We start from the raw sequence: 15,190 nt of genomic DNA, 5'->3' as shown, positions 1-15,190 counted from the left end.
ACCCTGAGACCTCAGAGGTCGCCGGTGAAATCCGAGCTGAGCCAACGGTCGGGGCGAATGGTGAACAACACCTCTTCCACGCCCTCCATGCTTTTGACGAAGGCGCGGCCACCCTCTTCGCCGAGGTAACGAATGGCGGTGGCCAACGCTACTTCGGCCGGGACCGGCTTGGTGGTGTCGACGACTGTGCCCTCGACCACCACGTACTGGTAGGGCGGCTCCTCGCGCTGAACCACCAGCGTCACCTTGCCCGCTCGCTCGATGAGCCGCGCCTTGCGGCTGGATGCCCCGGTCATGATCCGGACGTCGCCACCTGGGGTGTAGGCATACCAGATCGGGACGCTGGCCGGCGGCCGGCCGTCGGCGGCGTCGACGGACAACACGGCCACGTGCTTGCCGGCCAAAAACTCCTGACGTTCGCTCTCGGTGAAGGCTCTCATGTGCCCTGCAAGCGCCGATGCCGGCGAATATATTCCCCGGGGGTCGGGCGACTCGTCAGTACTGCGTCGAGCCCTGATCGACGGGGATGCGCGCGGCGGTGACCTTGCGGGACTCGTCGCTGGCCAGCCAGCACACCGTGTCGGCGATCTCCTCCGGCTCGGCGACCCAGTCGGGCAGGAACGGGGTGAGGACGTTGGACAGCTGCGGGTTGGTCTCCATGGCCTTGCCCACCGCCGCGACCATGTCACCCGTTCCCATCGGAGTGTTCACCGGCCCGGGATGAACGCTGTTCACGCGGATCGAATGCTTGCCCAGCTCCGCGGCGAAAGCCCGCGCCATCCCGGTGACGGCGTGCTTGCTTGCGGTGTAGTGAATCATGAACGGCTGCATCTTCATGCCGGCCGCGGAACTGATCAGAATGATGGAGCCGCCGCGACCGCCCTCGATGATTTTGTCGGCGCCCGCCATCACGGTGTTCCAGGTCCCGGTCACGTTGATGTCCATGACGTCGCGGAAGTTTTCCGGCGTGATGTCGTTCCAGGCCTGCGGAGCCGCGACCCCGGCGTTGGCGACAATGATGTCGAGCCGCCCGAGGGCGGCGACGCCGGCGTCGACGGCCTTGCGAAGCCCCTCGAAGTCGCGGGTATCCACCACCGAGGCGATGATCCGGCGGCCCGTTTCCTCAACCAGGCGAACCGTCTCGCTCAGATCGTCGGGAGTCGCCGGGTCGTAGGGGACGCAGGACGGCAGCTTGCCGGCGATGTCGACGGCGATGATGTCGGCGCCCTCACGCGCCAGACGAACGGCGTGTGCCCGGCCCTGGCCGCGCGCCGCTCCGGTGATGAATGCCACTCTGCCCGCGAGTTTCCCGCTCATTGTTTGCTCCCCTAGTGGTCCGGCCGCTCTTATCGCTGAGCCGCCTTGACGAGGTTCGATCCGATGATCAAACGCTGAATCTCGCTGGTGCCCTCGTACAGCCGCAGCAGGCGCACGTCGCGGTAGATGCGTTCGACGGCGACGCCGCGCATATAACCGCTACCGCCGTGGATTTGGACCGCGAGATCCGCCACGTTGCCGGCCATTTCGGTGCAGAAGAGTTTGGCCGCCGACGGGGCGATCCTGCGATCCTGGCCCGCGACCCACTGCCGAGCGGCATCGCGCACCAGCGCCCGGCCGGCCATCACCGCGGTCTGCTGATCGGCGAGCATCGCCTGTACCAACTGGAAGTTTCCGATCGGCGTTCCGCCCTGGGTCGCGGTGGCGGCGTAGGAGACCGATTCGTCGAGCGCGCGTTGAGCGGCGCCCACCGCCAGGGCGGCGATGTGCACCCGTCCCCGGGCCAGCGAGGTCATCGCCGCTCGATATCCGATGTCTTCGCTGCCGCCGATCAGCGCGTCGGGGCCGACGCGGACGTCGTCGAAGCTGACGTCGGCCGTCCAGGCACCTTCCTGACCCATCTTGGCGTCCTTGGCCCCCACCTCGACGCCCGCGGCGTCAGCGGGCACCAGGAAGACGGCGATTCCCGGGCCCTGGTCGTCGGCCGGTCGGGTGCGCGCGAACACGACGAAGAGATTGGCGACGGGCGCGTTCGTGATGAAGCGCTTCTGCCCGGAGATCACCCAATCGCCGTCGTTGCGAATGGCTTTGGTGCGCAGGCCGGCCGGGTTTGATCCGGCGCCGGGTTCGGTCAGCGCGAAGGAGGCGACGACGTCGCCTGTCGCAATCGATTCCAACCAGCGGGATTTCTGTTCATCGGTGCCGAAGCCGACCAGAACTTGTCCGGCGATGCCGTTGTTGGTGCCGAACATCGAGCGCAGTGCCAGGGACGTGTAGCCCAACTCCATCGCCAGCTCGACGTCTTGCATGAGGTTGAGGCCCAGGCCGCCCCACTCCTGCGGAATCGCGTAGCCGAACAGACCCATCTTCTTGGCCTCGTCGCGGAGGTCGTCCGGAACGCGATCCTGCTCGAGGATTTCCTGCTCGCGGGGGACGACGGCGCTGCGAACGAATTGCCTTGTCTGAGCCAGGATCTCTCGGAAATCGTCGTCCGAGACCTCGGCGGATTCGGCGGTGGCCATCGACTCCACACTCCTCTCCTGGCTGGGGCACCCCGGTTCAGGGAGGGATCCTATATCAAATATGATATTCGCTCTGAGGGTGTCCGATGGCGGAGGCAACAGTGAAGGATGTGAACACGTGTCGTTGTTGGCAGGTCAGGCCGCGGTAATCACGGGCGGAGCGCAAGGACTGGGGCTTGCCATTGCGGAGCGCTTCGTCGCCGAGGGCGCCCGGGTCGTGCTCGGCGACGTCAATCTCGAGGAAACCCAGGTCGTTGCCAAGCAACTGGGCGGTGATGACGTCGCGGTCGCGGTCCGGTGCGACGTCACGCAGGCCTCCGACGTCGAGAGCCTGATCCAAACCGCGGTTGAGCGCTTCGGCACGCTCGACATCATGGTCAACAACGCCGGCATCACCCGCGATGCGACGATGCGCAAGATGACCGAAGAGCAGTTCGATCAGGTGATCGCCGTGCATTTGAAGGGCACCTGGAACGGCACCCGGTTGGCGGCGGCGGTCATGCGAGAGAACAAGCGGGGCGTGATCATCAACATGTCCTCGATCTCGGGCAAGGTCGGCATGATCGGGCAGACCAATTATTCGGCGGCCAAGGCGGGCATCGTCGGCATGACCAAAGCCGCGGCCAAAGAGCTGGCTTACCTGGGCGTCCGGGTCAACGCAATCGCCCCCGGTTTGATCCGCTCCGCCATGACAGAGGCTATGCCGCAGCGCATTTGGGATTCAAAGGTTGCCGAGGTACCGATGGGCCGGGCCGGTGAGCCCAGCGAGGTCGCCAGCGTTGCGCTGTTCCTGGCGTCCGACCTTTCGTCGTACATGACCGGCACCGTCATGGAAATCACGGGTGGCCGACACCTATGAGCGACCTCCGCGAAGCCGTTATCTGTGAACCCGTCAGGACGCCGATCGGGCGCTACGGCGGAATGTTCAAAGCGCTGACCGCCGTCGACCTCGGCGTCGCCGCGCTGAAAAGATTACTGGAGCGGACCGGGCTGGCGCCGGAGGCGGTGCAAGACGTCATCCTGGGCCATTGCTATCCCAGCAGCGAGGCGCCTGCGATCGGGCGCGTCGTCGCGCTGGACTCGGGGCTGCCGGTGACGGTTCCCGGCATGCAGGTGGACCGGCGTTGCGGCTCGGGTCTGCAGGCGGTCATCCAGGCGTGCCTGCAAGTGGCTAGCGGCAACAACGATCTCGTCATCGCCGGCGGCTGCGAAAGCATGAGCAACGTCGCGTTCTACTCCACAGACATGCGCTGGGGCGGCGCCCGCGGCGGCGTCCGGGTGCATGACGGGCTGGCCCGTGGGCGCACCACCGCCGGTGGCCGGCACTATCCGGTGCCCGGCGGGATGCTGGAAACTGCCGAGAATCTGCGCCGCCAGTACGACATCTCCCGCCAGGAGCAGGACGAGTTGGCGGTGCGGTCGCATCAGCGCGCGGTGGCCGCACAGAAGGACGGCATCCTCTCCGAGGAGATCATTCCCGTTGCGGTGCCCAGCCGCCACGGCGAGGAACTGATCGACACCGACGAACATCCGCGCGCCGACACGTCGGTCGAGTCGCTGAGCAAGCTGAAACCCGTGCTGCTGAGCCAGGATTCGGAGGCCACCGTCACCGCCGGCAATGCCAGCGGGCAGAACGACGCGGCGTCGATGTGCGTGGTGACCACGCCCGAGAAGGCCGCTGAGCACGGTCTGAAGCCGCTGGTGCGCCTGGTGTCCTGGGCGGTGGCGGGGGTCGCGCCCAACATCATGGGGATCGGGCCGGTGCCGGCAACCGAGGTGGCGCTGGCCAAGGCCGGACTGCGGCTGTCCGACATCGACCTCATCGAACTCAACGAAGCATTCGCCGCGCAAGCGCTCGCTGTCATGCGGGAATGGAATTTCGGTGCCGCCGACCACGAGCGCACCAACGTGCACGGTTCCGGCATCTCCCTGGGCCACCCGGTCGGTGCGACGGGAGGGCGAATGCTGGCCAGCCTGGCGCGCGAGCTCGACCGCCGCCGGGCGCGCTACGGGCTGGAGACCATGTGCATCGGCGGCGGCCAGGGACTGGCCGCGGTTTTCGAGCGGGTCGCCCCGACGTGACCGGGCCCCTGAGCGGTCTCACCGTCGTGGAGGTGTCCAGCTTTGTCGCCGCCCCGCTGTGCGGCATGACGCTGGGTCAGCTCGGCGCGGAGGTGATCCGCATCGACCCGATCGGCGGTGCGTCCGACGTTCACCGGTGGCCGCTGGCGGCGGACGGCACATCAATCTACTGGACCGGGCTGAACAAGGGAAAGCGCTCGGCCACCATCGATTTGCGGTCTCCCGACGGGCAAGAGCTGGTCCAGCGTCTCATCGTCGAGGGGGACGGCGTGGTCGTGACCAACGCCGCCGGCCTGTCCTGGCTCAACCACGACGTATTGACGAACAGACGGCCCGATGTCATCCACGTACAGCTGCTCGGACGTGGTGATGGTTCCACCGGAGTGGATTACACCGTCAACGCCGGCATCGGATTCCCGCTCGTCACCGGGCCTGCCGATCACGCCGGCCCGATCAACCACGTGCTGCCGGCGTGGGACGTGTGCTGCGGCCTGTACGCCGCGCTGGCTGTCGTCACCGCCGTCCGCCGCCGCGACGAAAGCGGTGCGGGCGCGCGGATCAGCGTGGCGCTCGAGGACGTCGCGCTGGCCACCGCCGGAAACCTGGGTCTGCTGACCGAGCCCCAAGTCACCGGCACGCAACGACAGCGCCTCGGCAACGCCATTTACGGGCAGTACGGACAGGACTTCAACAGCCGCGACGGCGCCCGGTTCATGGTTGTCACCCTGACCCGCCGGCACTTTCGCGACCTCGTCGACGTGACGGGCACCGGCAACGCGGTAGCGGCGCTCGCTGAGGCGCTGGGGGTCGACTTCGGCTCCGAGGGTGACCGCTACCGATACCGCGACGTGCTGTCCGGCCTCCTGGGCACCTGGTTCGCCGACCACACCGCCGAGGAGATCACCGACGCGCTGTCGGGCACCACGGTGCTCTACGAGCGGTACCGCACCTTCGCGGAGGTCGCGGCGAGCCCGAAAGTGACTGCCAACCCAATGTTTTCCCTCTTGCATCAGGACGGCCTGGGCGACTACTTTGCCCCAGGAATGCCGGTCGCGTTCGACTCCGCCCACCCCGCCGGCACGCCCGCCCCGGCCTTGGGCCAAGACACCGCCGACGTCCTTCAGCGCCGTTTGGGATTGACGAGCACTGACATCGAACGCCTGACAAAGGCCAGGACAATCGCTTGCTGAGCAAGCCGATACGGAAAGACAGCGCATGACCAAACTCGCCCAGACCCTCGGGTTGACCGAATTCCAGACCGAAATCATCGCCACCGTAAGGCAATTCGTAGACAAGGAAGTCATCCCCAACGCCGCGGAACTCGACCGTGGGGACACCTACCCCCAGGACATTGTCGACCGGATGCGCGACATGGGCCTGTTCGGGCTGATGATTCCGGACGAGTACGGCGGCTTAGGGGAGTCGCTGCTGACGTACGCGCTGTGCGTAGAAGAGCTGGCCCGCGGTTGGATGAGCGTGTCCGGAGTGCTCAACACGCACTTCATCGTGGCATACATGCTGCGCCAGCACGGCACTGATGCGCAGAAGCAACGGTTCCTGCCGCGCATGGCGACCGGCGAGACGCGGGGATCCTTCTCGATGTCGGAGCCGGAGCTGGGCTCCGATGTCGCCGCGATCCGGACACGGGCGGTACGCAATCCGGACGGTGACTACACCATCAACGGCCAAAAGATGTGGCTGACCAATGGCGGGAGCTCGACGCTGATTGCGGTGCTGGTTCGCACCGACGAAGGGGCCGACAAGCCGCACCGTAACCTGACCACCTTCTTGGTGGAGAAGCCAACGGGTTTCGGTGAAGTCGTGCCCGGCCTGGTCATACCGGGCAAGCTCGACAAGCTGGGGTACAAGGGGATCGACACCACCGAACTCATCTTCGACGGCTACCAGGCGAGCGCCGACGACGTTCTGGGCGGTAGCCCCGGACGGGGCTTCTTCCAGATGATGGACGGCATCGAAGTCGGCAGGGTGAATGTGTCTGCCCGAGCGTGCGGTGTCGGCATCCGCGCCTTCGAGCTCGCGGTCCGCTACGCCCAGCAGCGCCACACCTTCGGCAAGCCCATTTCCGAGCACCAGGCCATCGCATTCCAGCTGGCCGAGATGGCCACCAAGATCGAAGCGGCACATCTGATGATGGTCAATGCGGCCCGACTGAAAGACTCGGGGGAGCGCAACGATGTGGCGGCCGGGATGGCCAAGTACCTGTGCAGCGAGTATTGCACCGAGGTGACCCAGCAGAGTTTCCGGATCCACGGCGGCTACGGCTATTCCAAGGAATACGAGATCGAGCGGCTGATGCGTGACGCTCCGTTCCTGCTGATCGGCGAAGGAACCAGCGAAATCCAGAAGAACATCATCAGCAAGCGACTGCTCGCCGAATACCAGGCCTAGCGATGACGATCCCGGGTTTCGCTGCGCGACCGCAACTTTCGGATGATGTCGCACGTTTCATCCGTCGACGGATCTTCGATGGCACCTACGTCGCGGGGTCCTACGTCCGCCTGGATCAACTGGCCGCCGAGTTGGGAATCAGCGTCACACCGGTGCGGGAGGCGCTCTTCGCCCTGCGCGCCGAAGGCCTGATCGACCAACAGCCCCGACGGGGTTTCATGGTGCTGCCGGTGACGGGTCGCGACGTCACCGACGTCGCGAACTTGCAGGCTCACGTCGGAGGTGAACTCGCGGCGCGGGCCGCGATCAACATCACCGACGACCAACTGCGCGAACTCAAACAGATTCAGGCGGAACTCGAAGACGCCTACGCCGGCGATGACGACGAGCGGACGGTGCGTCTCAATCACCAATTCCACCGCGCCATCAATGTTGCCGCGGACTCGCCGAAGCTCGCCCAGTTGATGTCGCAGATCACCCGCTACGCACCGGAATCGGTGTTTCCGGCCATCGAAGGTTGGCCCGAACAGTCGATGAGGGACCATCGGCGCATTCTGTCCGCACTGAAAAAACGTGACGGCCAGCTTGCCCGCGCGGCGATGTCACAACATCTGGCCGCCGGCGCGGTCCCGCTGATCGATCACCTCACCGCGCGCGGGGTGGTCATGGACGCGAGCCGTCCGGCCTCGGGCTAACTGTTGTTTCCCGGATGGGCCTCGGCATATTCTGCCTGGGAGGGGGCAACGACATAAGCGAGGAAAAGTGCCCCGAACGATCCGCACGTCGGCCATCTTCGGTGTAGCCGTGGTCGCGATAGCTCTCGCACCCCCGGCCGTCGGCGACCCACTGGACCCGATCCCCGGCAACGGCGTCTTTGTCGTGGGTCCCGACATCGCACCGGGCCTTTACCACACGGGTGGCTCGGGTTCGGCCTTCGGCGTCTGGATCAACAACGTGCCAACCCAGGACTCGATGTGCTCGTGGTTCACCTACAGCACGCCCGATGCGAACAAGGACCACGTACTTCAGACGAATACCTCGATCGGCCCTATGTACGCCAATATCAACACGTCGGTCAAGGCCTTCGAGTCGCAGAACTGTCAACCCTGGACCCGGGTTTCCTAACGCTGATTCGCGTTGGTCAACATCTCACGCAGCCTCCCGGTGTCGACTTTGCCTGTGCCGCCGCGCGGGATGTCGTCGTCGGATTCCAGCAGTAGCCAGACCGTCGGTACCTTGAATGCGCTCAGCAGCTTTCGCGCGTCGCGAGCCAGTCGGTCAGCGGTTGCCGAGTCGTCGCACACCACTACCGCGCCCACCCGTTCGTCCGCCGTTCCGGGCACACTGGTGACGAAGGCGCTATGGACCCCGTCGATGGTCCGCAGCGCGCGTTCCACCTCGCTGGGATAGACGGTGGCGCCGCTGACCTTGAACATGTCGTCGGAACGTCCGCGGTAGAACAGGAATCCCTCGTCGTCGAGGTGGCCCAGGTCGCCGGTCGGGTAGAACCCGTCGGCGGTGAACAGTTCTTCTCGGCTGCGACCGCAGATGCCGCGCAGCGTATGAGGTCCGCGAATCTGGATCATGCCGACCGTGCCCGCAGGGACGGGCTCGCCGCTGTCGGGATTCACGATGCGAACCTCCATGCCGCCGAGCGGCTTTCCGCAGCTGCCCCAAGCAGTCTCGGGCATATCGGTGTCGGCGGGATAGCCGCAGTATGGACCGAATGCCTCGGTCATGCCGAACAACGTGGCCCGAGCGCCGGGCCGGGCCCGCTGTTCGGGCGGGAGCAGTGCCTGCAGGCTTCCCGGCCGAAGGGCCGACAGATCGGCGCCGACCGTCGCGGCGTGCCTGGCCAACGCCTCCGCTTGGTCCGGCCAGCCGCGAAACAGCGTCACCCGCTCGGCTTCCAGCAGGCGCACCGTGGTCTCCGGACGCGGGATCTCCTCCGTCACCAGGGTGGCACCGGCCAACAGCGTGGACAGGATTCCGCTGCCGAAGCCGCCCACCCAGAAGAACGGCATGGGCAGGTAGAGCCGGGTGTCGGCGGTGATGCAGCGCGCGGCCAGGCCCGACCGTACGGCCCCCAGTGCACTGCCGTGAGAGTGCAGGACGCCCTTGGGGGCCCCACTGCTGCCGGAGGTGAAGATGATGACCAAAGGGTCGGCGGCCGTGACCGTCTCAGTCATGGCATCGACGATCCGGCGCACCGGCTCGCCGGCGGTGGCGTCGGCGAGCCGGTCGGTCGTCCAGACATGGCGCAAGGCGGGAAGTTCGGGTCGCAGCTGCTCGAGCTCATCGAGATAGTGATGACCGCGGAATTCGTCGACGCTGACCAGGAATTGCACGGCGGCGACACGCAGCTGCGCGGCGAGCTCACCGGCCTGCAGCAGGGTGCTCAGCGGTACCAGCACGGCACCGATACGGGTCAGCGCGGCAGCCACCTGCACCCAGCGAGTGCTATTGGGCATGATCAGGCCCACCCGGGTGCCCTTGCCCACACCGGCTTCGACGAACACCGCGGCCAATTCGCGTGTGGTGAGGTCGAGTTCGCGATAACTGATCCGCGACGTAGGGTCGATGACCATCGGTGTGTCGCCGACGTGCTCGGAGCGGAGCCGCACGAGTCCGTCGATGGTGTCAGGCATCGAAGAGCGCTCTCAGTCCGCGGCTGTCCACCTTGCCGCTGGAGAGCAACGGCAGTTGGGAGCGCGACACGGCGATAAACCGCCGCGGAATTTTGTACGCCGACAATTCCGCCTTGAGCCCATCGCGCAGCGCCGCCTCGTCCAACGCGGCGCCGTCCGGGACCACCACGACCGCCGCGACCAGCTCTCCGCGTTGGACATCGGGGACACCCACGACGTGGGCCGTCAACCCGCCGGTGACCCTGCCGATGGCCCGCTCCACCTCGTCCGCCGATACGTTGGCGCCGGCCGTTTTGATCATCGTGCTGATCCGGCCGAGGTAGTAGAAGAATCCGTCGGCGTCAGTACGAACCAAATCCCCGGTGCGGAACCAGCCGTCGGCGTCGAAGCACTCCTCGCGACTGCGTCGGTAGTAGCCCTGCATCACGTACGGTCCGCGGATGCACAGTTCCCCGACCTCGCCGACGCCGACCCGAAGTCCGGTTTCTGTGTCGATGATTCTGGTGTCGAAGCCGGGTGCCGGCTTGCCGAACGATCCGCGCCGGCTCTCGGGTTGATCGGTTTCGTCGTCGCTGATCAACACGATGCTGCCGGCTTCGGTCATGCCCAGCATGTTGTGCCGTAGTTCCGGGTCGCCCGGTCGGACGTCGTCCGCCATGATGGGGTACAGGTTGCCGCGCCGCAGCGATGACAAATCCCGTCGCGGGAAGCTCGGATGATCGGCCAGGTGTGCGATGCCGGCGCTGAAACCATTGGTCATGCTGGGTTTTTCGGCTTCGAGCAAGTCGAGCGTCTCGCCGGGATCGGCGGCGTTGGAGCACACCAGCGTCGACCCGGCGACCAACGTCGCGAGCAACCCGAACGCGAAGCCGCCGATCCAGAAGAAGGGCGAATTGCAGAACAGCTTGCCCTCGGCCGTCAAACCGCGGATCCTGTTGAGGTTCCGCTGGTGTCCGAGCAACGCCGCGTGCGTGTGCACGACCCCCTTGGGGGCACTGCTCGAGCCCGACGTGTACACGATGGCCAGGGGATCGCAACCGTGGACGTCCTCTTGCGTTGCCGCGAGCAGCTCGGGGGCCACCGTCCCGGCCAGCCGGTAGAACCGCTCGATGTCGCGGATACGGCCCGCCGCCCCCGGCCGGTAGCCGATGCCGACCTCCCTCAGTTGGGGCGCGGCGGGGGAGAACAGGCGACGGCCGGATTCGAACTCAGGGTCCGACAGCACCTCTTTGAGCCGCTGGACGTAGTCGTGGCTACGGAAAGCCGCTGCACCCAGGAGGATTTCGACGTCGCTGTCGCGCAGCTGCTCGCGCAACTCGCGGACGGTGACGAACGTCGAGAAGGGCACCACCACGGCACCGATCCGCGCCGCCGCCAGCATCGCGACGACGAACTCGGGCCGGTTGGGGTAGAGCAGGCCCACATGGGAGCCCTTGCCGGCCCCGACGGCGATCAGCCCGCGGGCGAGCTCTGCCGAGCGAACCTCGGCCTCCCGGTAACTGATGCGGTCGCGGTCGCAGACAAGTAGCGGGTGGTCACCACGCGAACGGGCCTGGTGGGTCAGGACCTCGGCGACGGTCGCGGTGTCACCGCGCATGGTCGCTGTGGGCGGCTGCGCTGAAGAATCTCTGGACCGCACCCAGATCGGCTTTTCCCGACGCTGTTCGCGGGATGGCTTCGACGACCGCGATTTCGGTGGGAATCTCATAGCGCGCCAGCTGGGTTCGCAGATAGTCCACCAGTGCGTCGGATTCGACGGAGGCGGGCTCGCGCGGTTCCACCATGGCGACCGGCGTTGCGCCGAGGCGCGGGTCGGGCCGCCCGACGACCGCCGCCGCGGCCACCGCGGGGTGGCTCTCCAGGGCCGTGCGCACGTCGTCGGGCATGACCTTGAACCCGCCGCGGATGATCGCCTGGTCGGCCCGGCCGACGATCCAGACGAAGCCGTCCGCGTCGATGCGCGCCATGTCCGTGGTCCGCATCCACTGGGCGGACGGCCCCAGTTGTCCCGGCTTGACTTCGAGCAGACCGATCCGGTCATGGCCGAGCGGCGTGCCGTCGTCGGCGACCACCCGGAGTTGCGCGCCTGGGTTGGCGCGGCCGACGCTACCCCGCTTGGTGGGCCAATATCGCTGGTAATCAGGTAGGGTCCAGCCGGCCACGCCGCCGCCGAACTCGGTTGCGGCGTAGGAGGTTAACACTGGGATTCCATACTTCTCGGTGAAGGCATCGGCGTCGTCGGCCGCCAGTGGGGCCGTGCCGCAGGTGACGGCGCGGATGCTCTCCAGGTCCGCCCTCGGCACGTCGGAGTGCAGCACCGTCCGCAGGGCGGCGGGTACCAGCGAGACCGTGCGCGGCCGATGCCTGCGCACGGCCTCGGCCCACGCGTTCAGCTCGAATCGCTCGAGCAGCGCGAACGGCCTGGCCTCGGCGATGCATTGCAACACGCGGAACACGCCGCCGATGTGCACCAGCGGCGAGTTGACGATCGCTACGCCGCGCCGCAGCTCGGTGGGCGCGGGGGCGCGGTCGGCCTCAGCGCCCATCACGCTGCGCGCCAGCATGTCGTAGCCGAGGTCGATTCGTTTGGGCGGACCCGTCGTACCGCTGGTCAACATGCGCACCGCCACGCCGGGCCGGAGGCCGTTCCCTCGCGCCGGCGGAACTGCCAGGCAGGCTTCCTCGGGATCGTCTAATCGGCCCGAGATCTCCACCGTGCTCGTGTCGGTCGTCGGGCGCACGAGTGCCGTCAGGTCGTCGTGTTCCCCGATGATCAGCGGCAGCCGCAGCGCGGCGATGTCGGCTTGTGTGCGCTGGTCACCGCGCGACGGGTTGATGACGACGACGGTGCCGCCGCCGAGCAGCACCCCGAGAAAGGCCGCCACCTGACCGGGGCGGTTGCGCAGCAGCATCCCCACCTCGCCACCGGCGGTATGCGCGGCGATGGCCTCTGCCATGGCGCGGACCCTGAACCACGAAATCCATTGGCCGTCAAACTCGATCGCGTGCGCGTCCGGGTCCAGGTTGAGGACGTCGGCGATGCGCTGACTGAGCGGGTGCGGAGCCATCAGCGGGTTTTCGGCGTGCGGGTGGCGCCGTCGCCGGCGTTCCGCTGGGCGGCTAGCTCCGCCGCGCCGAGCGGGTTACCGAGCCGGGTGTAGATCAGGCCCTGCTCCATTGCCGCGCGATACGGCTTGTCGAGCGACTCCCAAATCGCCTTCACCGTGCCCTGGGTCGCGGTCGGCGGCTTCGCGGCGATGGTCGCGGCGATCTCGTGCGCGCGGTCCCAGAGTTGCTCGGTGGGGACCACTTCCGACACCAGCCCGATCCGGAGCGCGGTGTCCGCGCTGACCCGCTCGTCGTTGCCCATCAGCGCGATGCGCAACGTCTCGCCGAGGCCGATGCGCCTCATCAGGCCGATCGGCTCCAATGCGCAGACCAGTCCGGCGGAAACGTGCGAGTCGAAGAAGGTGGCGTCCTGCGAGCAGATGACCACGTCGGATTCGTTGATGAAGTAGAACGCGCCCGCGGTGCACAGGCCCTGGACGGCGCAGACGACCGGCTTCCACATCTTCTGCCACTTGGGGCTCAGCGCCTCGCCGGGATCCTCGTGGTTCCAGACGTTTTCGGGCTGACCGTAGGGCGTTTTGATATCCAACCCGGCGCTGAACGCGCGGTCGCCGGCGGCCCGCAGCACCACCGCGTTGACCGACTCGTCGAGTTTGACCATGCGCCAGGCGCGGGTCATCTCCTCGCACATGGTGCGGTTGAACGCGTTCAGCTGCGCCGGCCGGTTCAGCGTGATCGTCGCGACGCGATCGGTGGCGTCCACCTCGAGCAGGATGGTCTCGAACGTCATCGACATTGCCAATCGGGCTTGCGCTTCTCCGCGAAAGCCTTGGGTCCCTCGGCCGCGTCCTCGGTGCGCAGCACGCGTTCGCGGAACGTCTCGGCCATGATCTCGGCTTCGTGCAGCGGAACGTTGAGGCCCTTGACGATGGCCAACCGGGTGCCCCGAACCGCCAGCGGCGCATTGGAGTTGACGATCTCGGCGATCTCGCGCGCCCGGTCGAGAAGCCGGTCGTGCTCGACGATCTCGCTGATCAAACCGAGTTCGTAAGCGCGCTGTGCGCTCATCCGCTCGTGCTTGCCCATCAACGCCATCCGCAGGGCGATCGAGCGGGGCAGCACCCGCGACAGCCGCACCATCTCGCGTCCGGCCACCAGCCCGATGCTCACATGCGGATCGAAGAAAGTTGCTTGGTCCGAGGCGATCACGATGTCCGATGTGGTGACCCAGTCCATGCCGGCACCACAGCACAGCCCGTTGACCGCGGCGAGCACGGGCTTGGCGGCCGTGCGAAACGGCGGGGTGCCCTCCTGCGGTGCCTCCCATTGGTCGTAGGTCGACAGATACGGGCGTTCGTAGATCACCTTGCCGTCTTCGGGAATGGCCTTGACGTCGGCACCCGTGCAGAACGCGCGACCCGTGCCGGTCACGATGGTCAGCCACACCTTGTCGTCGTTCTCGGCCTCGTCGTAGGCGGCGCGCAGCTCGGTGATCATGTGCGGGCTGAGGGCGTTGAGGGCATCCGGCCGGTTCAGTGTGATAGTGGCGGTATGCCCGTCGACGTCGTAGTTGATGGTGTCGAACGAGTCAGTAGGCATCCTGCTCCCTCATCGGCCCTGAAATTTCGGTGCCCTTCGCTGCCGGAAGGCTTCCAGACCTTCCTTGAAATCCGCTGTCCGGCAAGATAGTTCGAGATTGAACAGCTCCTGTGTCATGGCTTGGCTCAGCGTGGCATGTTGGCCGAAGCTCAGGGCCTGCTTGGTCAAGCCGATCGCCGCGGTCGGGCCGAAAGCCAGCCGCTCGAGCAATTCCTCTGCGGCGCCGTCGAGCTCGGCAGGAGCTACCGATTGGTGGATCAATCCCCAGTCGGCCGCGTCCTTCGCGCCGACCTTCTCGCCGAGCAACAACATTCGCCTGGCCCGGGCCAGGCCGACCAGCCGGGGCAGCAGCCAGGTGGCGCCCGAGTCGGGGCTGAAGCCCCGGTCCACGAAGGGCTCCCAGAACACCGCGTCGGTGGCGGCGACGGTGAAGTCGGCTGCCAGCGCGAGATTGCAGCCAAACCCCGCGGCCCATCCTCGCACGCTACAGAGCACTGGCAGCTGGATGCTCGCCACCAGCTCGATCAGGCGGTGTGCGGCATGGGGGATCCGCCGCACAAGATCGCCGGTGCGAGGGCGCTGCCGGTCGTTGGTGGCTATCCAATCCACTCCGGCGCAGAAGTTGTCGCCACCCGTGATGAGAACCGCGCGCAACGAATCGTCGGCGGCGGCATCGGTCAACGTCCCGATCATGGAGCCAATCATTGCCTGGCTCAACGAGTTACGCCGGGATGGACGATCCAGCGTGAGCCGCAACACGGCGCCGTCCCGGTGCACCGTCACCGCACCGTCGGCACCGGCCGTGTCGGCCTCCTGACTCACCGTCGAATCCGGCCTTTCTGCCGATACGGTTACCCATACAGT

15 protein-coding genes are annotated in these 15,190 nt (G+C 66.7%); 6 read left to right on the top strand and 9 right to left on the bottom strand.

The window, feature by feature from the left end:
• Positions 1 to 11 precede the first annotated feature (11 nt).
• Genes A5697_RS26150 through A5697_RS26140 form a run of 3 tightly spaced genes read right to left on the bottom strand, consistent with a single transcriptional unit; the run spans position 12 to position 2,519 of the window.
• The gene (locus A5697_RS26150) at positions 12 to 440 is read right to left on the bottom strand and encodes a pyridoxamine 5'-phosphate oxidase family protein (RefSeq protein ID WP_068012653.1); all 429 of its coding nucleotides are present in this window, start codon (positions 438 to 440) and stop codon (positions 12 to 14) included.
• A 55-nt stretch (positions 441 to 495) separates the two neighbouring features.
• Entirely contained in the window at positions 496 to 1,317 is an 822-nt protein-coding gene (locus A5697_RS26145; protein ID WP_068012651.1) for a mycofactocin-coupled SDR family oxidoreductase, read from the bottom strand.
• 29 nt (positions 1,318 to 1,346) lie between these two features.
• Positions 1,347 to 2,519 (bottom strand): acyl-CoA dehydrogenase family protein, encoded by a 1,173-nt coding sequence (locus tag A5697_RS26140; protein WP_067951087.1) that lies wholly within the window; start codon positions 2,517 to 2,519, stop codon positions 1,347 to 1,349.
• 61 nt (positions 2,520 to 2,580) lie between these two features.
• Between A5697_RS26140 and fabG the strand changes: the two genes are divergently transcribed.
• From fabG to A5697_RS26110, 6 genes are all read left to right on the top strand, one after another.
• Entirely contained in the window at positions 2,581 to 3,378 is a 798-nt protein-coding gene (gene fabG, locus A5697_RS26135) for a 3-oxoacyl-ACP reductase FabG (protein WP_067950967.1), read from the top strand.
• The gene (locus A5697_RS26130; RefSeq protein WP_068012650.1) at positions 3,375 to 4,601 is read left to right on the top strand and encodes an acetyl-CoA C-acetyltransferase; all 1,227 of its coding nucleotides are present in this window, start codon (positions 3,375 to 3,377) and stop codon (positions 4,599 to 4,601) included. The genes fabG and A5697_RS26130 overlap by 4 nt, the downstream gene beginning before the upstream one ends.
• Before the next feature lie 65 nt (positions 4,602 to 4,666).
• A complete protein-coding gene (locus tag A5697_RS26125; protein WP_231972189.1) occupies positions 4,667 to 5,791 on the top strand; it encodes a CoA transferase in 1,125 nt (374 codons plus the stop codon).
• Between the two features lie 25 nt (positions 5,792 to 5,816).
• Complete coding sequence (locus A5697_RS26120) at positions 5,817 to 7,010, top strand: acyl-CoA dehydrogenase family protein (RefSeq protein WP_068012647.1); 1,194 nt, start codon at positions 5,817 to 5,819, stop codon at positions 7,008 to 7,010.
• Positions 7,011 to 7,012: 2 nt separating this feature from the next.
• Positions 7,013 to 7,705 (top strand): GntR family transcriptional regulator, encoded by a 693-nt coding sequence (locus A5697_RS26115; RefSeq protein ID WP_068012645.1) that lies wholly within the window; start codon positions 7,013 to 7,015, stop codon positions 7,703 to 7,705.
• 67 nt (positions 7,706 to 7,772) lie between these two features.
• A complete protein-coding gene (locus A5697_RS26110; RefSeq protein WP_067950962.1) occupies positions 7,773 to 8,135 on the top strand; it encodes a hypothetical protein in 363 nt (120 codons plus the stop codon).
• Here the strand turns inward: A5697_RS26110 and A5697_RS26105 are convergent.
• From A5697_RS26105 to A5697_RS26080, 6 genes are read right to left on the bottom strand one after another with little or no spacing between them, the layout of a single operon-like run.
• Positions 8,132 to 9,658, bottom strand: coding sequence for a class I adenylate-forming enzyme family protein (locus A5697_RS26105; protein WP_068012644.1), 1,527 nt, complete (start codon positions 9,656 to 9,658; stop codon positions 8,132 to 8,134). The two genes, A5697_RS26110 and A5697_RS26105, sit on opposite strands and share 4 nt — an antisense overlap.
• A complete protein-coding gene (locus tag A5697_RS26100) occupies positions 9,651 to 11,255 on the bottom strand; it encodes a class I adenylate-forming enzyme family protein (protein ID WP_068012642.1) in 1,605 nt (534 codons plus the stop codon). Before A5697_RS26100 ends, A5697_RS26105 begins: the two co-directional genes overlap by 8 nt.
• Positions 11,245 to 12,726 (bottom strand): AMP-binding protein, encoded by a 1,482-nt coding sequence (locus A5697_RS26095; RefSeq protein WP_068012641.1) that lies wholly within the window; start codon positions 12,724 to 12,726, stop codon positions 11,245 to 11,247. The genes A5697_RS26100 and A5697_RS26095 overlap by 11 nt, the downstream gene beginning before the upstream one ends.
• Entirely contained in the window at positions 12,726 to 13,523 is a 798-nt protein-coding gene (locus tag A5697_RS26090) for an enoyl-CoA hydratase/isomerase family protein (protein ID WP_068012639.1), read from the bottom strand. The genes A5697_RS26095 and A5697_RS26090 overlap by 1 nt, the downstream gene beginning before the upstream one ends.
• Positions 13,514 to 14,326 (bottom strand): enoyl-CoA hydratase/isomerase family protein, encoded by an 813-nt coding sequence (locus A5697_RS26085; RefSeq protein WP_067950957.1) that lies wholly within the window; start codon positions 14,324 to 14,326, stop codon positions 13,514 to 13,516. Before A5697_RS26085 ends, A5697_RS26090 begins: the two co-directional genes overlap by 10 nt.
• A 9-nt stretch (positions 14,327 to 14,335) precedes the next feature.
• Positions 14,336 to 15,148: an enoyl-CoA hydratase/isomerase family protein gene (locus tag A5697_RS26080; RefSeq protein WP_068012637.1), complete on the bottom strand. Its 813-nt coding sequence runs from the start codon at positions 15,146 to 15,148 to the stop codon at positions 14,336 to 14,338.
• Positions 15,149 to 15,190: the final 42 nt, after the last annotated feature.

The organism is Mycobacterium sp. E3251, assembly GCF_001666835.1.
Lineage (GTDB): Bacteria > Actinomycetota > Actinomycetes > Mycobacteriales > Mycobacteriaceae > Mycobacterium.
The sequence above is the reverse complement of the archived record's forward strand: the minus strand, read 5'-3'. Positions and strand labels throughout refer to the sequence as shown.